Here is a 21,377-nt window from a genome sequence, read left to right on the forward strand (position 1 = left end):
TTGTAATGCTTTATCCTTGCGCTGCAACCCGCTCTGCCTGGCTTTCCAGTTTGTTCAGAGCACTCAGATAGGCTTTGGCAGAGGCCACGACGATGTCGGGGTCGGCTCCAACCCCATTCACCACCCGGCCACCGAGCTGCAGACGAACCGTCACCTCTCCCTGGCTTTCGGTTGAACCACTGGTGATGGCATTGACCGAGTACAACACCAGTTCCGCACCGCTCTTGACATGGCTCTCGATGGCCTTGAGCGAGGCATCGACGGGGCCATTGCCATCGGACGAGCCACGGATCTCTTTGCCTTCGACAGTGAACACCACCTCTGCATGAGGGCGTTCACCGGTTTCACTGCGCTGGGACAGCGACACCAGGCCATATCGTTCCTTTTCGGCGGTCACGCTCTCGTCGCTGCACAGTGCCAGGATGTCTTCGTCGAAAATCTCGCTCTTGCGATCAGCCAGCTCTTTGAACGCGGCAAACGCCGTGTTGATCTCGCTTTCCGACGCCATCTCGATGCCCAGATCCTGCAGGCGCTGCTTGAACGCGTTGCGACCACTGAGTTTGCCCAGCACGATCTTGTTGGCGCTCCAGCCCACATCCTCTGCGCGCATGATTTCGTAGGTGTCGCGCGCTTTGAGCACCCCATCCTGGTGGATGCCCGAAGCGTGCGCAAACGCGTTGGCCCCGACAACAGCCTTGTTGGGTTGAACCACAAAACCGGTGGTCTGGCTGACCATACGGCTGGCTGGCACGATTTGGGTGGTGTCGATTCCAATGTCCAGATTGAAATAGTCGCGACGGGTCTTCACCGCCATCACGATCTCTTCGAGCGAGCAGTTGCCTGCACGCTCGCCCAGTCCATTGATGGTGCACTCGACCTGGCGAGCGCCGCCGATTTTCACACCGGCCAGCGAGTTGGCGACCGCCATGCCCAGATCGTTGTGGCAATGCACAGACCAGATGGCCTTGTCGGAGTTGGGAACTCTCTCCCGCAGCGTGTGGATGAAGTTGCCGTAAAGCTCGGGCACCGCATACCCCACCGTGTCAGGAATATTCAGCGTTGTGGCCCCTTCGTTGATCACGGCTTCAAGCACCCGACAGAGGAAGTCGATGTCGCTGCGATAGCCGTCCTCCGGGCTGAACTCGATGTCATCGACAAGGTTCCGCGCAAAGCGCACCGACTGCTTGGCCTGCTCGAACACCTGGTCCGGCGTCATGCGCAGCTTCTTCTCCATGTGGAGAGGGCTGGTCGCGATGAAGGTGTGAATCCGCGCCCGGCTGGCCCCTTTGAGGGCTTCGGCGGCGCGCGAGATGTCGCGATCATTGGCACGGGCCAGCGAGCAGACCGTCGAGTCCTTGATGGTGTTGGCAATCGCCTGGACGCAGTCGAAGTCCCCATTGGAACTGGCGGCAAAACCCGCCTCGATCACATCGACTTTCAGCCGCTCGAGCTGACGTGCAATACGCAGCTTTTCGTCCTTGGTCATGGAAGCACCAGGCGACTGCTCGCCATCGCGCAGGGTGGTGTCGAAAATGATCAGTTTGTCGCTCATCTCAGTTCTCCGGTGTGTGGCCTCGTGGACCACTCTTGAAAAAACCCGCAGTTCCAAAAACAAAACGGCCCGCTGCGGGTGCAAACGGGCCGTTGTTGGAAATCACTCGCGCGTTACCAGACCTGCCCGTGCCGGACACCCAGTAGTAGCGAGAAGGAAACGGATTTCATACAGAGCAATGTAGCACAACGGCCCGGACATCCCTATAAAAGCCGTCCATGACCGCGATTGACATCGCCGCGTCACTCGTGCAGGCCACGCTCGTCCGGTTCGTCGGTCGACGTGCTGATCACGCTGGTTGGCCGCCCCTTGGCCTTGCGCCAGAAATACATGGCATAGCCAGAAAGACCATACAGAACGAACAACCCGAACAACACCGTGGGCGGATGGATGTTGATCACCGCAATACCCAGCGCCACCAGCACGATGGCAGCAAACGGAACACTCTTCTTCAGACTCAAATCCTTGAAACTGTAAAACGGCACATTGGTCACCATGGTCAGGCCCGAGTACAGCGTGATCGCGAACATCGCCCACACGAGATCGGCCTTGACCAGTTCCAGCTCGTTGGCCAACCAGATGAACCCGGACACCAGCGCCGCAGCAGCGGGCGATGGCAGCCCCTGGAAGTAACGCTTGTCGACCACTCCCGTGTTGACGTTGAAACGCGCCAGCCGCAGCGCCGCGCATGCGCAGTACACGAAGGCAGCAATCCAGCCCCAGCGGCCGATGTCCCTGAGGACCCAGACATAGGCCACCAGCGCGGGTGCTGCACCGAACGACACCATGTCGGACAAGGAGTCCATCTGCTCACCAAAGGCACTTTGCGTGTTGGTCATGCGGGCCACACGTCCGTCCAGGCTGTCCAGAACCATGGCAGCGAAGATGCCCACGGTCGCAAGATCAAAGCGGCCATTCATGGCCATCACGATCGCGTAGAACCCGCCGAACAGAGCCGCGAGGGTGATCATGTTGGGCAGCATGTAGATGCCCTTGGGGCGCCGCGGGCTCTCCGTCATGGGCTCGTGAAGGGGGTCGGATCCGTCGTGCATGAGGAATGGGCTTCAAGCCGAAAAGCGTCAAAAAAGCAGTGTAAGCCAGTGGCAAGCCTGCACAAACGACAAAGGCCACCGAAGTGGCCTTTGCATCGGACGCCGAGGCGATCAGTTGCGGGTCTGGTCAACCAGCTTGTTCTTGGCGATCCAGGGCATCATGGCGCGCAGCTGGGCACCCACCACTTCGATCTGGTGATCGGCGGTGTTGCGGCGGCGGGCGGTCATGCTCGGGTAGTTCAGACGACCTTCCTGAATGAACATTTTGGCGTAGTCGCCGTTCTGGATGCGCTTCAGGGCGTTGCGCATGGCCTTGCGCGACTCTTCGTTGATCACTTCCGGACCGGTCACGTACTCGCCGAACTCCGCGTTGTTGGAGATCGAATAGTTCATGTTGGCGATACCGCCTTCGTAGATCAGGTCGACGATCAGCTTGAGTTCGTGCAGGCACTCGAAGTACGCCATCTCGGGGGCATAGCCCGCTTCGACCAGGGTTTCGTAACCCATCTTGATCAACTCGACGGCACCACCGCACAGGACGGCCTGTTCGCCGAACAGGTCGGTCTCGGTCTCTTCCTTGAAGTTGGTCTCGATGATGCCGGCCTTGCCGCCACCGTTGGCCATGGCGTAGGACAGGGCCAGGTCACGAGCCTTGCCGGACTTGTCCTGGTGCACCGCGATCAGGTGGGGCACGCCGCCGCCTTGGGTGTAGGTGTTGCGCACGGTGTGGCCGGGGGCCTTGGGCGCAACCATCCACACATCCAGATCGGCGCGCGGCACGACCTGGTTGTAGTGCACGTTGAAGCCGTGGGCGAACACCAGCGAAGCGCCTTGCTTGATGTTGGGGGCCACGTTGTTGCTGTAAACCTCGGCGATTTGCTCGTCGGGCAGCAGGATCATGACCACGTCAGCGGCCTTCACGGCATCGTTGACTTCCATCACGGTCAGGCCAGCCTTGCCGACCTTGTCCCAGGAGGCGCCGCCCTTGCGCAGGCCGACCACGACCTTGACGCCGCTGTCGTTCAGGTTCTGGGCATGGGCATGGCCCTGCGAGCCATAGCCGATGATCGCGACGGTCTTGCCCTTGATCAGGCTCAGGTCACAGTCTTTGTCGTAGAAAACTTTCATGGTCATTCCTCTTTGGAGTGTTGGTTTGCCGTTCGTACACGAGCCCGTCGAAGGCCCTCGACAGGCCCAGCCCGAACGGCGGTTCGGCTGAGCCCGAAAAACCTGAGATCTTAAACGCGCAGAATGCGCTCGCCACGCCCGATGCCGCACGATCCCGTACGCACCGTTTCAAGAATGGCAGAGCGGTCGATGGCTTCCAGAAACGCGTCGTTCTTGCCCTGGTCGCCCGTCAGCTCGATGGTGTAGCTCTTCTCCGTCACGTCGATGATGCGACCGCGGAAGATGTCCGCCATGCGCTTCATCTCTTCGCGCTCCTTGCCCACCGCACGCACCTTCACGAGCATGAGCTCACGCTCGGTGTAGGCGCCTTCGGTCAGGTCCACCACCTTCACCACTTCGATCAGGCGGTTCAGGTGCTTGGTGATCTGCTCAATGACGTCGTCCGACCCGGTGGTCTGGATGGTCATGCGCGAGAGCGATGGATCTTCCGTCGGCGCCACGGTGAGCGACTCGATGTTGTAGCCACGGGCCGAGAACAGCCCCACGACGCGGGACAGCGCACCCGCTTCGTTCTCAAGCAGGACAGCAATGATGTGTTTCATGATGAAGATTCCTCTTTTCTGAGCCCTCCCCTGCGCACGGTAATGCACAGGCTCGGCTGCAAATAGATTCGTCGAAGGGAAGCACCTTGGCGTTGCACACTGATGCGCGCAGCGCCGGGTGCGGAGGGAAAGTCAGAGCTCTTCTGAGCCCAGCAGCATTTCGGTGATGCCCTTGCCGGCCTCCACCATGGGCCAGACGTTCTCCGTCGGGTCGGTGCGCACGTCGATGAAGACGCAGCGGTCCTTGATGGAACGCGCTTCACGCAATGCGGCTTCCACATCTTGTGGGCGCTCGACCAGTATGCCAACGTGACCATAGGCTTCGGCCAGCTTGACGAAGTTCGGCAGTGCATCCATGTAGCTGTGGCTGTAACGGCCCTGGTAAATCAGTTCCTGCCACTGGCGCACCATGCCCAGATAGCGGTTGTTCAGGGACAGCACCTTCACCGCCGTACCATATTGCTGGCAGGTGGACAGCTCCTGGATGTTCATCTGGATAGAGCCTTCGCCGGTGATGCACCAGCAGTCGGCATCGGGCTTGGCCAGCTTGATGCCCATGGCGTATGGCAGACCCACACCCATGGTGCCCAGGCCGCCAGAGTTGATCCAGCGCCGAGGCTCGTTGAACTTGTAGAACTGCGCCGCGAACATCTGGTGTTGGCCCACGTCGGACGTGATGTAGCAGTCATCGTCCTTGGTCAGATTCCAGAGCGTTTCCACCACCATCTGCGGCTTGATGACCTGCGTATTGGTGCGGTCATAGCGCAGGCAGTCGCGCGAACGCCACCCCTCAATGGTGTCCCACCAGGAGGCCAGCGCCTTCTCGTCCGGCCTTGCCTGAGCTTCCTTGATCATGTTGATCAGCTCGGTCAGCACATCCTTGACGTCGCCCACGATGGGCACATCGACCTTCACGCGTTTGGCGATGCTCGAAGGGTCGATGTCGATGTGGATGATCTTGCGTTCCACCGAAGCAAAGTGCTTGGGGTTGCCGATCACGCGGTCGTCAAAGCGTGCACCCACCGCCAGCAGCACGTCGCAGTTCTGCATGGCGTGGTTGGCTTCGATGGTGCCGTGCATGCCGAGCATGCCCAGGAACTTGCGGTCGGTCGCCGGATAGGCGCCCAAACCCATCAGGGTGTGGGTGACCGGGTAGCCCAGCAGGTCAACCAGGGTACGCAGCTCGGGAACCGCGTTGCCAAGCAGAACGCCACCACCGGTATAGATGTAGGGTCGTTTGGCGTTCAGCAGCAGCTGCAGCGCCTTGCGGATCTGGCCACCATGCCCCTTGCGCACCGGGTTGTAGGAGCGCATTTCCACCGACTCGGGGTAACCGGTCCAGGTGGCCTTGTTGAAGGACACGTCCTTCGGAATGTCCACCACCACAGGACCCGGACGACCGGTGCGGGCGATGTGGAAGGCTTTCTTCATCACGTCGGCCAGATCGCGCACATCCTTGACCAGGAAGTTGTGCTTGACAATGGGTCGCGTGATACCGACGGTGTCGCATTCCTGGAATGCGTCCGAGCCGATGGCCGCTGTGGGCACCTGGCCCGCGATGATGACCATGGGAATACTGTCGGTGTACGCCGTGGCAATACCGGTAACGGCATTGGTCACGCCCGGCCCCGAGGTGACCAGCGCCACGCCCACATCACCGGTGGCACGGGCGTAGCCGTCTGCGGCGTGCACGGCGGCCTGCTCGTGGCGCACCAGCACGTGTTGCATGGTGTCCTGCTTGTACAGGGCGTCGTAGATGTAGAGCACCGCACCACCGGGGTAGCCCCAGATGTACTTCACACCTTCGGCCTGCAGGGCGCGCACCATGATTTCGGCGCCCATGAGCTGTTCGGATGCGGGGGACTGGCCGGCAGCAGCAGCGGCCGAGGCCAGTTCGGCCTTGGAAATTTCCATGATCAACCTTTCGAGAATTTCTCTGACGAAATACCTTGGGTGCTCCTTCACCTGCTCTCGTGAAGCGGTGTCGGAACTTGAGGCCAGTGGACATGAGCGGACACATACCCCGCCGGACCATGACCCGTTTGCTTTTTTGAATTGCAGTTGGACATTATCGCACTGCAACACGAACCTTCGCGCATGACCCGCCAAGATGTTCAGAAACGTTGCGCAAAGCACCCGTCGCGGGGTGCGACAATCGCGCGCTGTCCCGCGCTCCACAATGCAAGCCTCTCCTGTCCCTGCCACTCCGCCCTCTCTCATCGCACCTCCGCTGATGCGCCGCATGGCCTGCTGGCTGTACGAGGGCACACTGCTCTTTGGCGTGGTGTTCATCGCGGGCTACCTTTTTTCCACACTCACCCAGACCCGCAACGCCCTGGACAACCGCCACTGGCAGCAAGCGTTTCTGTTCATCGTGTTCGGCATCTATTTCGTCTGGTTCTGGGCCAAGGGGCAGACGCTGGCCATGAAGACCTGGCACATCCGTGTCGTCGACGCCAACGGACATGCCCTGACCCAGACAAGGGCGCTGGTTCGCTATCTGCTGAGCTGGCTGTGGTTCCTGCCGCCGCTGGCCGCTGGAGGGGTCTTCAGGCTGCCCGCGGGGGAACTGTCGGTCATCGTGATCGGATGGGTGCTGGTCTGGGCCCTGCTCTCCCGATTCCACGCGCAGGGCCAGTTTGTCCATGACGCGCTGGCTGGCACACGCCTGGTGCATTTCAAGCCCGACCTGCTTCCTCGTCCGCGCAAATTCTGGCATCTGTGAAAACCGCGTCCGATACCCCTCTCGAGCCCACCGACGCCCAGAAGCGCCGGCACGGACTCAGCCGGATGTGGCACGCCTTCGGCTACTCCATGGCGGGGCTGCGCGCAGGCTGGCAGGAAACGGCGCTGAGGCAGGAGATGCTCGCTGCCGCATTGCTGCTGCCGTCGTCCCTCTGGCTGGGTCGCAGTTGGGTGGAGGTCGTTCTGCTGGCGGGCTCGGTACTGCTGGTGCTGATCGTCGAGTTGCTCAACACCGGCGTGGAGTCGGCCATCGACCGCATCGGACCTGAATGGCACGAACTGTCCAAGCGCGCCAAAGACATGGGCAGTGCCGCGGTACTGCTCAGCCTGTTGCTGTGTGCCGGCACCTGGGTTGCAGCCATCATCCATCGAATCTCATGAAATCACCTGCGTTCTCTCTCTGCGTCTACTGTGGCTCTCGACCGGGCGCCAATCCTGCCTACGCGCAGGTTGCGAGGTCTGTGGGCGAGTGGATCGGACGCCACGGCGGCCAGCTGGTCTATGGCGGCGGACACAACGGATTGATGGGGCTGCTGGCCGACGCGACACTGGCGGCCGGCGGCCGGGTGGTCGGCATCATTCCCAAGGCACTGGTCGAGCGGGAATGGGCCCACAAGGGCTGCAGCGAACTGCATGTGGTCGACACCATGCACGAGCGCAAGCGCATGATGGCCGAGCGGGCCGATGCTTTCCTCGCCCTCCCTGGCGGCATCGGTACGTTCGAGGAGTTCTTCGAGGTCTGGACCTGGCGCCAGCTGGGCTACCACGACAAGCCGGTCGGCCTGCTCAATGTCGATGGCTACTACGATGGTCTTCTGGGCTTCATGCAAACCGGTGTCGACCAGCAGTTCATGGGGCCCTGGCAGATGGAGTTGATCCGCGTGGGATCCGACTGGCAACAGCTGCTGCCGGAACTGGTACAGGCCGGGGGCATCACGCCCGCCGACCACTTGGACCGGGTTTAGACCGCGGTTTCGTCCTCTTCACCGGTGCGGATGCGCACCACGCGTTCAACCTGCGTCACAAAGATCTTGCCGTCACCGATCTTGCCGGTGCGTGCGGCGCGCACGATGGCATCGACACAACGGTCCACGTCGTCCGACTTCACCACCACCTCCAGCTTGACCTTGGGCAGGAAATCCACCACGTATTCGGCGCCGCGGTAGAGCTCGGTGTGACCCTTCTGGCGACCGAAACCCTTGACCTCCGTCACGGTCAGACCGGTCACGCCTTGTTCGGCGAGCGCCTCCCGAACCTCCTCCAGCTTGAACGGTTTGATGACGGCGGTGATCTGCTTCATGTCGGGGTCTCCAGTCAGGCGGGCAAAGTTGCCGGGTAATTATGCCCAAGGGTGTCTGCCCCCATGGGGCACTCGGGCGTGTCAGGCGCGGTACCGGCTGGTGATCGGATAGCGCCAGTCTTTGCCGAAACTGCGGTGCGTGACGCGAATGCCGATGGGTGCCTGGCGCCGCTTGTACTCGTTGATGCGGATCAGCCGAACCACCTTGTCGACATCGGCCTGCGGATACCCTTCCGCCACGATCTGGTCCGGGCTGCGGTCGTTCTCCATGTAGCGCTCGATGATGGCATCCAGGACCTCGTACTCCGGCAGGCTGTCCTGGTCCTTCTGGTCCGGCCGCAATTCGGCGCTGGGCGGCCGCGTGATGATGCGCTCGGGAATCGGGTTCGTTCCGGTGCCATAGGGATCGTGCGCGTTGCGCCAGCGCGCCAGGCGGAACACCATGGTCTTGGCAACGTCTTTGATCACCGCAAAACCCCCGGCCATGTCGCCGTAGAGCGTGCAATACCCGGTGGCCATCTCACTCTTGTTTCCGGTGGTCAGCACGATGGAGCCGAACTTGTTGGACAGCGCCATCAGCAACGTGCCGCGGATGCGCGCCTGCAGGTTCTCCTCCGTGGTGTCCTCGGGACGCCCCTCGAACAGGGGGTTGAGCGACGCCCGGAATGATTCGAACTCTGGCGCGATGGCGATCTCGTCGTAGCGCACCCCCAGGCGCGCCGCCATGTCGCGCGCGTCGATCCAGGAAATGTCTGCGGTGTAGTGGGACGGCATCATCACCGCCCGCACCCGGTCCTTGCCCAGCGCATCGACCGCAATCGCCAGCACCAGGGCTGAGTCGATACCGCCCGACAACCCCAGCAGCGCCCCGGGGAAGCCGTTCTTGCCCAGGTAGTCGCGCACCCCCAGCACCAGTGCGTGCCAGAGATCGGCCTCCAGGCTGTGCGGCCGGTCCATGCCGGCCTCGATCTGCCAGCCACCGCCGGCCCGGGTCATAGCAATGTCAAACAGCGTCTCTTCAAAGCTGACGGCACGGCCCACCAGCGTCCCGTCGGAGCCCAGGACAAAACTGCGCCCCTCGAACACGATTTCGTCCTGCCCGCCGACCAGGTGGGCATACACCAGAGGAAGACCAACCACCCGGGCTCGATCGCGCATGGTGGCCTCCCGTTCGCCTCCCTTGCCGGCATGAAACGGCGAGGCGTTGATAACCACCAGCACCTCGGCACCGGCGGCTCGGGCATCGGTTGCCGGCTCGTCGAACCAGGCGTCCTCACAGATCAGCAGGCCCACTTTCGCAGACTGCCCTGTGCTGTCCAGAACATCGAATACGCAGGTGTCACTCCCTGGAACAAAGTAACGACGCTCGTCAAAAACCTGGTAGTTGGGCAGCTCGCGCTTGGCGTAGGTGTGGGTGATGCGCCCCTCGCAGACCACGCTCGCAGCGTTGTACAGGCTGGCCACCGACACGCTTCGGTTGCGCATCCCTGCTTCGTCGCCTTTGCGGGCCGGATGTCCCACCACTATGTGCAGGCCTTTGAGGTCGGCCGTGCCGCTGGCGATCACTTTGAGCGCATCATCGCAGGCGTCGATGAAGGCTGGCCGGAGGAACAGGTCTTCCGCCGCGTAACCACAGAGCGCCAGTTCAGGTGTCACGAGCAGCTGTGCACCGCCTGCATGGGCGCTGCGCGCCGCCTCCACAATGCGCCTGGCATTGCCAGTCATGTCCCCCACCACGAAGTTGAGCTGGGCCACACAAATCTTGAGCGTCATGGAATCGGAACCAAGGGGAACAACACAGGGAACGACCGCCGGAGCGCCTGGCCCCGGCGGGGGGGTGGAAGATTATGTCACCCGGGTTTTCACCGTGCCGGCGGAAATCCCGCTCGCCGATTGGAATGCCCTGCTGGAACTCGAGGCCGACCCGAGCCCCTTCATGCGGCTGGAGTATCTGGCGGCGCTGGATGCCAGCGGCAGTGCCACCCACCGCACCGGGTGGCGGCCAGCCTTCATGACCTTGTGGGACAGTGGACACATGGTGGCGGCCTGCCCGCTGTACCTGAAGCAGCATTCCTACGGCGAATACGTGTTCGACTGGGCATGGGCCAACGCCTACGAGCAGCATGGCCTCTCCTACTACCCCAAGGCTTTGGTGGCGGTGCCTTTCACCCCTGTGCCTGGCGCCCGGCTGCTGGCGCGCGACGATGCATCGCGCGCCGCATTGCTGCAGGCGCTGCTCCGTTACTGTCAGGAACAGCAACTCTCGTCGCTGCACCTGTTGTTTGCCCAGCCACGCGATCAGCAGGCCTGCGTCGACGCCGGGCTGATGCTGCGCCACACGGTCCAGTTTCACTGGCACAACCAGAAGTATCTGGATTTCGATCAGTTTCTGGCCAGCCTGCAGCAGGACAAGCGCAAGAAGATCCGCCAGGAGCGGCGCAAGGTCGCCGACGCCGGCGTGCAGTTTCGCCATGCACAGGGGCGGGACATCAGCCCCGCGGACTGGCGGTTCTTCTACAGCTGCTACGAGCGCACCTACCTGGAGCACGGCAATGCGCCCTACCTGCAGCCTAATTTTTTTGCCCGCATGGCCCGGGACATGCCCGAGAACTGGCTGATGTTCGTCGCAGAACGCGATGGACGTCCGATTGCGAGCAGCCTGGTGGGCATCGACGCATCACAGCGGGTGGCGTACGGCCGCTACTGGGGCGCGCTGGAACGGGTGGACTGCCTGCATTTCGAGGCCTGCTACTACCAGCCCCTGAACTGGTGCATTGACCATGGGTTCGAGCGATTCGAAGGCGGGGCCCAGGGCGAACACAAGATGGCCCGGGCGCTCCTGCCGACGCGCACCAGCAGCGCCCACTGGCTGGCCCACCCGGCATTTTCCGATGCGGTGGCGCGTTTCCTGGAGCGCGAGGAGAGCGGCGTGGACAGCTATCTCTCGCATCTGGCAGAGCGCAATCCGGTTCGTGCATCCGCGGGGGCGCCACCAGCGACCACTCCCGACAATCTGGCGTAGTCACGCCGTACCCGGGCGTGTTTCACCGAATGCTTCGTGGCACTCGACCTGCGCAAACGCTCTCAGCGACTTGTTACGCTCTCCCTACAATTGAGAACCATGGACCCGACTGACGCCTTCTTCACCCAGACCGTTGTGGGCGCGCCGTTCACTGTCCTGCTCGGCCGGCGCCGCCAGCCGGGTGGCACACAAGCGGAAGGCCTGCGCATTGATCTGGCCACCGGCGAAAGCCGTCTGAGCCAGCTCTGGCAGGAATGGGCGCTGCTCAGCCATGCCACACCACCCGGGACCGCGAGGACCCGGCCGGGTCGTGTCCGCCGCCTGATGGAGCGTCATGCGCTGTGGGTGGCGGTTCTGGGTTTGCTGTCGCTGACCGGGTCGGCCGTGTCCTGGGGGCTGCTGCTGTGGAAATAAAGTTGCCACAGGACACGCTGACGATCGACCCGATCGCCATGAACGTGGTCAACCGGGTGGCTGCCGGGAGCCGGCTGGAGGGAGACTTGCTGTTCGAAGGCGGTCTGCTGGTCCAGGGAGAAATCTCCGGGCAGATTCGGGTCAACGGTCGGCTCATCATCTGGAAGGGTGGCGTGGTGCGGGGCACGGTGCGCGTGCAGGGCGACCTGTACCTGTTTGGCCAGCTCGGCGTGACCGAAGGTTCGGCGCAGGACACGCAGCTCGAATGCCACGGCATGGCCTATGTAGCCCAGACCGGTGTGTCCACGGGCACGCTGATGGCCAAACGATTGCAGCTGTACGAGGGCGCGGATCTTCGCGGGCCGTTCAAGACGCTAAAGTTGGGAAGCACCCTGCCCGTGTTGCATGATGTCCAGTCCCAGCAGCCCTTGAGAGCACCCGGAGGCCGATCATGAAAGCACGCCGCTATATCCCTCCCGAACGCCATCTCGAACAGCACCCAGGATCCCAGACCATGATGAACGACCAGAACAGCTTCCCAGCCGTGCCCAGTCCGGAGCAGCAACCTGCATCCGACCTGCCGCAGGCGCTGGAGGTGGACGTGGGCCGCGCCATGCCGCCGGCCATGGCAGAACCGATTCCCATGCTGCAGGCTCAGGACAGCACCATGCCTGAGATCGACGCGACCGATGTGGCCTCGGCCCGCAGCATGCTGGCCGACGGCATGCACTTTGTGGGCAACGCCCTGCTCAAGGGGCCGTTCAGCGTGGCGGGCCAGATTGATGGCAACCTCACGCAGGCCGAAGGCATCCAGGTGTCGGTGGTGGTCACCGAAACCGGGCGCGTCAAGGGGGACATCACCGCCCACAAGATCTCCGTCATGGGGCACACCGATGGTGTGCTCGACTCGGGCCAGGGCGAAGTGTCCCTGCACGACTCCGCCAGCGTTCACGGACTGGTGCGCTACGGGCGCATCCAGGTCAACGGCGCCGATCTGAACGCCACGCTCGAACGCGTGGCACCCGCCCGGAAAGTGACCTGACGGCCTCATGCAGTGGCAGCGGAGCGAACACCAGCAACCGCCAGCTCCCCGCCAGTCGTCGGTCCCCGACTCCGAGGCGGTGCGTCTGGCCGCGCTCCAGGCCAGCTGGCGCCGGGACCGGCGTGTGGCACGGCGCAGGATCGTCTGGCGCTGGATCGTCTGGTTCGCCCTGCGGTACCTGCCCTGGCTGGTGGCCGCACTGGCACTGCTGTTCGCCGCGGGCTACCTGGCAGGCTGGCTCCCGGCAACGCCCGCAGCAGCCGAGCCACGAATGATCGAAGCAGAGGCTGCGATGTACGCGCCCTTGCCGGCTGCTGTGGACCCTCCGGAGTCCATTGCCGAAACTGACTGGACGCCGCTGAATCTGCACGCCAACGCGCAGCTTGAATTCGCCGCCAACGCAACGACAACAGCCGTTGAAGCGCTGACATCTCCCGATACACTCACCCTCACCCCTGAAAACTGGTTGCACAGCAAGGAGCCCTGATCTCATGAGCCACAACCCTGCGTCCACGCGCCTCGTTCCGGCCGAGCGCCTTTCCGCCATCACCAGCTTGATCGCCGAAGGCGCCGTGTTCGACGGCAACTTTCACACCACGCGCGACCAGGGCATCAAGGTCGACGGCCAGCTCAAAGGCAACATCACCTTCGAAACCGGCGGCACCCTGCATGTGGGCGCCACTGGCGTGATCGAGAACACCCGGCTCGAGGCCGACTATGTGTTCATCGAAGGCAAGGTGATCGGCGCCGTGATCGCCCGCAAGGCGCTGGAAATCACCGGCTCGGCCACGCTGATCGGCGACGCCAGCTACGACGAGCTGATCGACATTCATCCGCGCGCCCGGGTGCGCGGCAAGATCGAGTACCGGGGCGACATCGACGCAGCGCAGAACTGACCCCCTCTGCTGCGCCCACAAAAAAAGCCTGCCACTTGGCAGGCTTTTTTTCGCCCGACACCTCGAAGGTGGCGGCGAAAGATCAGCCCTGCGCCTTGTTGTATGCAGCGATGCCGTCCATGATTTCCTTGTGCGCAGACTCGGGACCTTCCCAGCCCGCGACCTTGACCCACTTGCCCTGCTCCAGATCCTTGTAGTGCTCGAAGAAGTGTTCGATGGCTTTCAGGCGCATCGGATTCAGATCCTCGGGCTTGGTCCAGCGGCTGTAGAGCGACAGGATCTTGTTCGTCGGCACGGCCAGCACCTTGCCATCCTCCCCGGCTTCGTCGGTCATCTTCAGGATGCCGATGGCGCGGCAGGGCACCACGACACCAGGCATCAGCGGCACGGGGGTGACCACCAGCACATCGACCGGGTCGCCGTCGCCGGCGATGGTCTTGGGCACATAACCGTAGTTGGTCGGGTAGTGCATGGCGGTGTTCATGAAACGGTCCACGAAGATCGCGCCCGATTCCTTGTCCACTTCGTACTTGATCGGATCGCCGTTCATGGGGATCTCGATAATGACGTTGAACGCTTCGGGGATCTTGTCGCCAGGGGTGACGTTGTCGAGAGACATGGGTTCTTTGGAAAGTTGAAGAAAACGCTAGTGATTAACCCTGATTTTACTGATTCCAACCTGACTTCCTGATCCATATCAGTTCGTGTCTGAAGCAATTCCCGCTACATTCACTTCGTTGGCCAATCGCCCTGCCCCACCCGCCCCGGGTGCGTGACGGACGCGAGGAAGCAACGCAGCGGGGGTAGTCCTCTCAGCGTTGCCCCCTCCAAGTCAAACGTTACGGAGCAGGAGAAATCTATGGTTGGACAAACTGCGCTGATCTTTGCGCTGGTGTGCGGGCTGGTGGCCGTGGTCTATGGTTTCTGGTCCCGCAGTTGGATTCTTTCGCAGGACCCGGGCAACGCCCGCATGCAGGAAATCGCCGGTGCCATCCAGGCCGGCGCTGCCGCCTACCTCGCCAAGCAATACACCACCATCGGCATCGTCGGTGTCGTGCTGGCCGTGCTGATCGGCGTGTTTCTTGACGGCCCCACGGCCATCGGTTTCGTGCTGGGCGCTGTGCTCTCGGGCGCCTGCGGCTTCATCGGCATGAACATCTCGGTGCGGGCCAATGTGCGCACCGCACAGGCCGCCACCAAGGGCATCGGCCCGGCGCTGGACGTGGCCTTCCGCGGCGGGGCCATCACCGGCATGCTGGTGGTGGGTCTGGGCCTGCTGGGGGTGGCGGGCTTCTTCTGGTTCCTGGTGGGCAACGGCAACCTCACGCCCGACAAGAACCTGGCCAAGCTGCTCAACCCGCTGATCGGTTTTGCCTTCGGCTCGTCGCTGATCTCGATCTTCGCGCGACTGGGCGGCGGCATCTTCACCAAGGGTGCCGACGTCGGCGCCGACCTGGTGGGCAAGGTGGAGGCCGGCATTCCCGAGGACGACCCCCGCAACCCGGCCGTGATCGCCGACAACGTGGGCGACAACGTCGGCGACTGCGCCGGCATGGCGGCCGACCTGTTCGAGACCTATGCGGTGACGCTGATCGCCACCATGGTGCTGGGCGCCCTGATGGTCGTGGCCGCACCGATGCAGGCCGTGCTGTACCCGCTGGTGCTGGGCGGCGTGTCCATCATCGCGTCAATCATCGGCTGCTTCTTCGTCAAGGCCAGCCCAGGCATGAAGAACGTCATGCCCGCGCTCTACAAAGGCCTGGCCATCGCTGGCGTGCTCTCGCTGATCGCCTTTTATTTCGTGACCACTGCCATCATTCCGGACAACGCCATTGCCGCCGCCGGCAGCCAGATGCGCCTGTTCGGGGCCACGGTGGTGGGCCTGGTGCTGACCGCTGCGCTGGTGTGGATCACCGAGTTCTACACCGGCACCCAGTACTCGCCGGTGCGCCACATCGCCCAGGCGTCCACCACCGGGCACGGCACCAACATCATCGCGGGCTTGGGTGTGTCGATGCGCTCCACCGCCTGGCCGGTGCTGTTCGTCTGCGTGGCCATCATGGCAGCCTACTCGCTGGCCGGCCTGTACGGCATTGCGGTGGCCGCCACCTCCATGCTCAGCATGGCCGGTATCGTGGTTGCGCTGGACGCCTACGGCCCCATCACCGACAACGCGGGCGGCATTGCCGAGATGGCCGAGCTGCCCAGCAGCGTGCGCGACATCACCGATCCGCTGGATGCCGTGGGCAACACCACCAAGGCCGTGACCAAGGGCTACGCCATCGGCTCGGCAGGCCTGGCCTCGCTGGTGCTGTTTGCCGACTACACCCACAAGCTCGAAACCTATGGCCAGAGCGTGAGCTTCGACCTGAGCGATCCACTGGTGATCATCGGCCTGTTCATCGGTGGCCTGATCCCTTACCTGTTTGGAGCCATGGCAATGGAGGCCGTGGGCCGCGCGGCCGGTGCCGTGGTGGTCGAGGTGCGCCGCCAGTTCAAGGAGATCCCGGGCATCATGGAAGGCACGGCCAAGCCCGAATACGGCAAGGCCGTGGGCATGCTGACGGGCGCGGCCATCAAGGAAATGATCGTGCCCAGCCTGCTGCCGGTGGTGGTGCCGATCCTGGTGGGGGTGTTCCTGGGTCCGAAGGCACTCGGCGGTCTGCTCATGGGCACCATCGTGACCGGTCTCTTCGTCGCCATCTCCATGTGCACCGGCGGTGGTGCCTGGGACAACGCGAAGAAGTACATCGAGGACGGCCACCACGGCGGCAAGGGCAGCGAAGCCCACAAGGCGGCCGTGACCGGTGACACCGTAGGCGACCCCTACAAGGACACCGCCGGCCCGGCCGTGAACCCGCTGATCAAGATCATCAACATCGTGGCACTGCTCATCGTGCCGCTGCTGCCGATGGTCTGATCGCTTCGACGCCTGCTCCGGCGGTCACAGCGCATGGCCCCGGAGCAGAGCCGGTTCATAGCACGGGCGAACACGCCAGGCGGCGCACCACCTCACTGGCCACAGGAGTCATGGCGGGCAGTTCCGCCACCCGCCCCTGTTCGATGGCCTGCAGGATCAGTTCGTTGATGCCGCCCACCGCAGCCAGTGCCAGCCCCTCGTCGATGACGCTCTCCGCTGGCCCGCGGCGAAGGGTCTCCACCATGAGAGCGGCCAAGGCGTCCATGACGTCCCGCCGAGCCCGTTCACCCGCTACCCCCAGGTGGTGGATCTCGATGAACAAAGTGCGCAGCAGTTCGGGGCTGGCGGCCATGTGCGTGAGATAGGCCTGCAGCGCCTGCTCCAGTTGCTGCTGCCAGGGTCTGTCTGCCGTCACCGAATCTCTGAGAGTCTTGAGGGCATTCATGCTCACGGCCCGGTACAAGGTGAGGAAGCAGTCGTCCTTGCTCTCGAAGTGCTCGTAGAACGTACGCTTGGAGACGCCAGCCTCCCCCACCACGTCGGCAATGGTCACCGCGGCCAGCCCCTTGGTAGCGGCCATGCTGGCCATGGCCTGCAAAAGGCGTCGCCGGTGCTCGCTGCCGTTGAAGGTCTCTGGTGCGGTCTGGTTCAAGGCCATGACCGACATCTTAGGCCGCGGGACCACAGGGTTTGCCGGCTTGACACCCATGCCTGAAAGCAAGACCATGTCGAATCTGGTACCAATCGGTACCAACTACCGCTTGAAGGCTTGAAGTCATGACCGAACTTGTCGTACGCCGCCTGTTGATCGATCTGGACCAGCCCGTGGAGCGCCACTGGTGCGGCGGTGACGCATTCCTGACCGCCTGGTTCAACGCCCTGTCCATGAGCTTCCCGATCGGCGAGCAGTTCTTCATCGACTCGGTGCGCGCCGGCTTCAAGGCCCTGCCACCGGAACAACAGGCGCCGCTGCGCGACGAGGTCCAGGGCTTTGTGGGCCAGGAGGCCACGCACCGACGCATCCACGCCTTGTTCAACGCCCAGATCGAGAAACATGGTCTGACCAACCACTGGGAGCCCAGAGCGCGTCGGCGGCTGGCACGGATGGACGGAGCCGATGTGCGCCACGGTGTGGCCATCACGGCAGCCAACGAACATTTCACAGCCCTCTTCGCCGAGTGGATGCTCGCGCACCCCGAGTTGCTGGATGGCTGCGAACCCCGGCTGAAAACTCTGTGGTTGTGGCACAGCGCTGAGGAAGCCGAGCACAAGTCCACAGCCTTCGACATCTACCAGGCCCTGGGTGGCAGTCAAGCCTGGCGGCTGCGCTGGATGCGCCGCGTGACCGTGTTCTTCCTCGGCGACGCGCTTCGGCAGACCGTCTCCAACCTGCGCGCCGACGGCACGCTGTGGCGCTGGTCCACCTGGCGCAGCGCCGCCCGGCACCTGCTCGGACGAGACGGGCTGCTGCGCACCAGCTACACGCCATGGAAGCGCTATTTCCGCCGAGACTTCCACCCGACCCAGCAACACAGCGAGCTGTCCGAGCGCTGGCTGGCTGCCAACGCCCAGGTGTTCGTGCGGGTAGGCAGCAGCGCCTGAGTGCCCGCGGGCATTGTCCCTGCCCAGAGCCCGTGTGTCCAGGCTGGGCTATGCAGGGTCGACCATAATCTCGCCATGTCCGAACGCGTGATTCCCCTGGTCGACCAACGCATGACGACCCGCGCCGCGGTCGTTCCCACCACACCGATTGCTGCCACCGGTCTGCTCGGCGATGCGCTCGGGCGGCCGCTGCGCGACCTGCGTATCAGCGTCACCGACCGCTGCAACTTCCGCTGCAGCTACTGCATGCCCAAGTCGATTTTCGACAAGGACTATCCCTACCTGCCGCACAGCGCCCTGCTCAGCTTCGAGGAAATCACCCGCATTGCGCGCCAGTTCGTGGCCCATGGCGTGCAGAAGGTCCGCCTCACCGGTGGCGAGCCGCTGCTGCGCAAGAACATCGAGATCCTGATCGAGCAGCTGGCCGCGCTGCGCACCACCGAAGGCCGGCCGCTGGACATCACGCTCACCACCAACGGCTCGCTGCTGCAACGCAAGGCGCGCGACCTCAAAGCTGCTGGCCTGCGGCGCGTCACCGTGAGCCTGGACGGGCTGGACGACGCTGTGTTCCGCGCCATGAACGATGTCGACTTCCCGGTGGCCGATGTGCTGCGCGGCATCGAGGCGGCGCGCGAGGCCGGACTGGGCCCGGTGAAGATCAACATGGTGGTCAAACGCGGCACCAACGAGCACGAGATCCTGCCGATGGCGCGCCACTTCAAGGGCACCGGTGCGGTGCTGCGCTTCATCGAATACATGGACGTGGGCGCCACCAACGGCTGGCGCATGGACGAGGTGATGCCCAGCGCCGAGGTGGTGCAGCTGATCCACCGCGAACTGCCGCTGGTGCAGCTGGACCCGTCGGCGCCCGGTGAAACGGCCGAACGCTGGGGCTACGCCGACGGCAGCGGCGAGATTGGCGTGATCAGCAGCGTGACGCAGGCCTTCTGCCGCGACTGCAACCGCGCCCGACTCTCCACCGAAGGCAAGCTCTATCTCTGCCTGTTCGCCACCCAGGGACATGATCTCAAGCCGCTGGTGCGCGGTGGTGCCAGCGACGCCGAACTGGCCAGCGCCATCGCCGGCATCTGGCAGGGCCGTGACGACCGCTACTCGGAACTGCGCGCCTCCATGCCGCCAGACCAGAGCGCGGGCGGGCGCCGCATCGAAATGAGCTACATCGGAGGCTGAACCCATGCAAGCGGGAGACATCACCGGGCTGGTCCTGGCCGGCGGGCGCGGCTCGCGCATGGGCGGCGTCGACAAGGGGCTGCAGAACTTCCACGGCACGCCGCTGGCGCTGAACGCGCTGATGCGGCTGCAGATGCAGGAAGGAGGTCTGGTCGGCGACCTGATGGTCAACGCCAACCGCAACCTCTCGGCCTACGAGGCCTTCGGCACCCCGGTGTGGCCCGACACACTCGACAATTTCGCCGGACCGCTGGCGGGCTTTCTCACCGGTCTGGAGCGCTGCGAAACCCCCTGGTTGCTGACCGTGCCCTGCGACTCGCCGCGCTTTCCGCTCGACCTGGCACGGCGTCTGGCACAAGCCTTTGAATCGCCCGACACAGAGATCGCCATGGCGGCCGCCCGCGAGGACGACGGGCAATGGCGGGCCCAGCCGGTGTTCTGCCTGATGAAGGTCGGCCTGCTCGAAAGCCTAGCCGAGTTCACCCGCAGCGGTGGCCGCAAGATCGACCGCTGGACCGGGCAGCACCGCACCGTGGTGGTGCCGTTTGACCGCCCGGGCGACGACCCGCTGGCGTTCGCCAATGCCAACACCCTGGACGAACTGCACGCCCTCGAAAAACCGTGATGGACCGATGAAGACGATTGAACAGATTGCCGCCGAATTGCAGGGTTACGACCCCAAGGCCCTCAGGGCCGTGGATGTCAACGCGTTCCTGGCGCGGCTGGTGACACCGGTCAGCGAGACAGAAGCCTGCGGCGTGTTCGGTGCCCTGGGGCGGGTTCTGGCCGATGACGTGGTTTCGCCGATCAGCGTGCCGCCGCACGACAACTCGGCCATGGACGGCTTCGCGTTCGATGGCGGCCAGTTGCAGCCGGGGCAGCCGCTGGTGCTGCGCTGCCTGGGCACCGCCTACGCAGGCCAGGCCTGGAGCGGCCAGGCGGGTGCGGGCGACTGCGTGAAGATCATGACCGGCGCCATCATGCCCGCCGGCACCGACACCGTGGTGCCCATCGAGTTCGTGAAGGTCGATGGCGAAACGGTCACCGTGCCGGCCGATGTGGTCCGCCAGGGCGACAACCGCCGCCTGCTGGGCGAAGACCTGATGGCCGGCCGCCCCGCCCTGGCGCGCGGCCAGACCCTGGGACCGGCGGCGCTGGGGCTGATCGCCAGTCTGGGCCTGCCCACCGTCCCCGTGTTCCGGCGCCTGAAGGTGGCGTACTTCTCCACCGGCGACGAGATCCTGAGTCTGGGCGAGGCGCCGCGCGAGGGCGCGGTCTACGACAGCAACCGCTACACCGTCTTTGGCCTGCTCACCCGCATGGGCATCGAGGTGCTCGACATGGGCGTGGTCAAGGACGAGCCGGCCGCGCTCGAAGCCGCATTCCGTCGCGCGGCGTCCGAGGCCGACGCCATCATCACCAGCGGCGGCGTGAGCATGGGCGAGGCCGACCACACCAAGGCCATGATGAAGCAGCTGGGCGACGTGGCGTTCTGGCGCATCGCGATGCGGCCCGGACGGCCCATGGCCGTGGGCCGGATCGTCCAGGAAGGCAAGTCGTCGGTGCTTTTCGGATTGCCCGGCAACCCCGTGGCCGTGATGGTCACCTTCCTGGCCTTCGTGCGCCCGGCCCTGCAGCGCATGATGGGCTGCGCCGCCTGCGAGCCGGTCCTGCTGCAGGCCCACAGCGCCGAGGCGCTGCGCAAGAAGCCGGGCCGCACCGAGTACCAGCGCGGCATCGTCACGCGCGAGGCGGACGGCACGCTGCGCGTGCGCACCACCGGCAACCAGGGCTCGGGCGTGCTGCGTTCGATGGTCGAAGGCAACGGCCTGATCGTGCTGCACCACGACCAGGGCAACGTGGCGGTGGGCGATCCTGTCGACGTGATGATGTTCGATGGCGCGATCTGAG

At 64.0% G+C, this 21,377-nt stretch carries 23 protein-coding genes; 14 read left to right on the forward strand and 9 right to left on the reverse strand.

The annotated features are described in order from the left end of the window. Nucleotides 1-10: 10 nt before the first annotated feature. The 5 genes from HPF_RS14170 to HPF_RS14190 form a co-directional block, all read right to left on the reverse strand. Complete coding sequence (locus tag HPF_RS14170; protein WP_066151194.1) at nt 11-1,552, reverse strand: 2-isopropylmalate synthase; 1,542 nt, start codon at nt 1,550-1,552, stop codon at nt 11-13. Between the two features lie 242 nt (nt 1,553-1,794). Continuing rightward, the gene (pssA, locus tag HPF_RS14175; RefSeq protein WP_066151197.1) at nt 1,795-2,604 is read right to left on the reverse strand and encodes a CDP-diacylglycerol--serine O-phosphatidyltransferase; all 810 of its coding nucleotides are present in this window, start codon (nt 2,602-2,604) and stop codon (nt 1,795-1,797) included. A gap of 111 nt (nt 2,605-2,715) precedes the next feature. After that, the gene (gene ilvC / locus HPF_RS14180) at nt 2,716-3,732 is read right to left on the reverse strand and encodes a ketol-acid reductoisomerase (RefSeq protein ID WP_066151200.1); all 1,017 of its coding nucleotides are present in this window, start codon (nt 3,730-3,732) and stop codon (nt 2,716-2,718) included. Between the two features lie 110 nt (nt 3,733-3,842). Further along, nucleotides 3,843-4,334 (reverse strand): acetolactate synthase small subunit, encoded by a 492-nt coding sequence (ilvN, locus tag HPF_RS14185; RefSeq protein WP_066151204.1) that lies wholly within the window; start codon nt 4,332-4,334, stop codon nt 3,843-3,845. Between the two features lie 132 nt (nt 4,335-4,466). Next, the gene (locus HPF_RS14190; RefSeq protein ID WP_079365762.1) at nt 4,467-6,248 is read right to left on the reverse strand and encodes an acetolactate synthase 3 catalytic subunit; all 1,782 of its coding nucleotides are present in this window, start codon (nt 6,246-6,248) and stop codon (nt 4,467-4,469) included. 265 nt (nt 6,249-6,513) lie between these two features. On the opposite strand from HPF_RS14190, the gene HPF_RS14195 reads away from it, so the two are divergent. The 3 genes from HPF_RS14195 to HPF_RS14205 are packed head-to-tail and all read left to right on the forward strand — an operon-like array spanning nt 6,514 to nt 8,044. After that, nucleotides 6,514-7,059 carry an RDD family protein gene (locus HPF_RS14195; RefSeq protein ID WP_133156955.1) on the forward strand — a complete coding sequence of 182 codons (546 nt, stop codon included), beginning with the start codon at nt 6,514-6,516 and terminating at the stop codon, nt 7,057-7,059. After that, nucleotides 7,044-7,460, forward strand: coding sequence for a diacylglycerol kinase (locus HPF_RS14200; protein ID WP_277750674.1), 417 nt, complete (start codon nt 7,044-7,046; stop codon nt 7,458-7,460). Before HPF_RS14195 ends, HPF_RS14200 begins: the two co-directional genes overlap by 16 nt. Next, nucleotides 7,457-8,044 (forward strand): LOG family protein, encoded by a 588-nt coding sequence (locus tag HPF_RS14205; protein WP_066151218.1) that lies wholly within the window; start codon nt 7,457-7,459, stop codon nt 8,042-8,044. The genes HPF_RS14200 and HPF_RS14205 overlap by 4 nt, the downstream gene beginning before the upstream one ends. Here HPF_RS14205 and HPF_RS14210 read toward each other — a convergent pair. Then, entirely contained in the window at nt 8,041-8,379 is a 339-nt protein-coding gene (locus HPF_RS14210) for a P-II family nitrogen regulator (RefSeq protein ID WP_066151221.1), read from the reverse strand. The genes HPF_RS14205 and HPF_RS14210 overlap by 4 nt on opposite strands. 81 nt (nt 8,380-8,460) lie before the next feature. Further along, complete coding sequence (locus HPF_RS14215) at nt 8,461-10,152, reverse strand: NAD+ synthase (protein ID WP_133156956.1); 1,692 nt, start codon at nt 10,150-10,152, stop codon at nt 8,461-8,463. A gap of 64 nt (nt 10,153-10,216) precedes the next feature. Here HPF_RS14215 and HPF_RS14220 point away from each other — a divergent pair, with 64 nt between their 5' ends. The 6 genes from HPF_RS14220 (at nt 10,217) to HPF_RS14245 (ending at nt 13,753) form a co-directional block, all read left to right on the forward strand. Then, nucleotides 10,217-11,401: a GNAT family N-acetyltransferase gene (locus tag HPF_RS14220; protein WP_243721587.1), complete on the forward strand. Its 1,185-nt coding sequence runs from the start codon at nt 10,217-10,219 to the stop codon at nt 11,399-11,401. Between the two features lie 99 nt (nt 11,402-11,500). After that, nucleotides 11,501-11,815 (forward strand): hypothetical protein, encoded by a 315-nt coding sequence (locus HPF_RS14225; RefSeq protein WP_127806105.1) that lies wholly within the window; start codon nt 11,501-11,503, stop codon nt 11,813-11,815. Nucleotides 11,816-11,817: 2 nt separating this feature from the next. Then, nucleotides 11,818-12,270: a bactofilin family protein gene (locus tag HPF_RS14230; RefSeq protein ID WP_241559558.1), complete on the forward strand. Its 453-nt coding sequence runs from the start codon at nt 11,818-11,820 to the stop codon at nt 12,268-12,270. After that, a complete protein-coding gene (locus tag HPF_RS14235) occupies nt 12,267-12,857 on the forward strand; it encodes a bactofilin family protein (RefSeq protein ID WP_127806106.1) in 591 nt (196 codons plus the stop codon). Before HPF_RS14230 ends, HPF_RS14235 begins: the two co-directional genes overlap by 4 nt. Nucleotides 12,858-12,864: 7 nt before the next feature. Then, complete coding sequence (locus HPF_RS14240; RefSeq protein ID WP_079365754.1) at nt 12,865-13,344, forward strand: hypothetical protein; 480 nt, start codon at nt 12,865-12,867, stop codon at nt 13,342-13,344. Nucleotides 13,345-13,348: 4 nt separating this feature from the next. Further along, the gene (locus HPF_RS14245; protein ID WP_066151238.1) at nt 13,349-13,753 is read left to right on the forward strand and encodes a bactofilin family protein; all 405 of its coding nucleotides are present in this window, start codon (nt 13,349-13,351) and stop codon (nt 13,751-13,753) included. An 82-nt stretch (nt 13,754-13,835) separates the two neighbouring features. Here HPF_RS14245 and ppa read toward each other — a convergent pair whose 3' ends face one another. Further along, a complete protein-coding gene (gene ppa / locus HPF_RS14250) occupies nt 13,836-14,372 on the reverse strand; it encodes an inorganic diphosphatase (RefSeq protein ID WP_066151241.1) in 537 nt (178 codons plus the stop codon). Nucleotides 14,373-14,612: 240 nt separating this feature from the next. On the opposite strand from ppa, the gene HPF_RS14255 reads away from it, so the two are divergent. After that, nucleotides 14,613-16,673 carry a sodium-translocating pyrophosphatase gene (locus HPF_RS14255; RefSeq protein ID WP_079365753.1) on the forward strand — a complete coding sequence of 687 codons (2,061 nt, stop codon included), beginning with the start codon at nt 14,613-14,615 and terminating at the stop codon, nt 16,671-16,673. A gap of 55 nt (nt 16,674-16,728) precedes the next feature. Here the strand turns inward: HPF_RS14255 and HPF_RS14260 are convergent, their stop codons facing one another. Further along, the gene (locus tag HPF_RS14260; RefSeq protein ID WP_133156958.1) at nt 16,729-17,331 is read right to left on the reverse strand and encodes a TetR/AcrR family transcriptional regulator; all 603 of its coding nucleotides are present in this window, start codon (nt 17,329-17,331) and stop codon (nt 16,729-16,731) included. 119 nt (nt 17,332-17,450) lie between these two features. On the opposite strand from HPF_RS14260, the gene HPF_RS14265 reads away from it, so the two are divergent. From HPF_RS14265 to moeA, 4 genes are all read left to right on the forward strand, one after another. Continuing rightward, nucleotides 17,451-18,275, forward strand: coding sequence for a metal-dependent hydrolase (locus tag HPF_RS14265; RefSeq protein ID WP_066151249.1), 825 nt, complete (start codon nt 17,451-17,453; stop codon nt 18,273-18,275). Between the two features lie 75 nt (nt 18,276-18,350). Then, nucleotides 18,351-19,466 carry a GTP 3',8-cyclase MoaA gene (gene moaA, locus HPF_RS14270; protein WP_133156959.1) on the forward strand — a complete coding sequence of 372 codons (1,116 nt, stop codon included), beginning with the start codon at nt 18,351-18,353 and terminating at the stop codon, nt 19,464-19,466. Nucleotides 19,467-19,470: 4 nt separating this feature from the next. Then, entirely contained in the window at nt 19,471-20,091 is a 621-nt protein-coding gene (gene mobA / locus HPF_RS14275) for a molybdenum cofactor guanylyltransferase MobA (RefSeq protein WP_133156960.1), read from the forward strand. A 7-nt stretch (nt 20,092-20,098) separates the two neighbouring features. Continuing rightward, nucleotides 20,099-21,376: a molybdopterin molybdotransferase MoeA gene (gene moeA, locus HPF_RS14280; RefSeq protein ID WP_133156961.1), complete on the forward strand. Its 1,278-nt coding sequence runs from the start codon at nt 20,099-20,101 to the stop codon at nt 21,374-21,376. Nucleotide 21,377: the final 1 nt, after the last annotated feature.

The organism is Hydrogenophaga pseudoflava (assembly GCF_004353865.1).
In the GTDB taxonomy this organism is placed as follows: domain Bacteria; phylum Pseudomonadota; class Gammaproteobacteria; order Burkholderiales; family Burkholderiaceae_C; genus Hydrogenophaga; species Hydrogenophaga pseudoflava.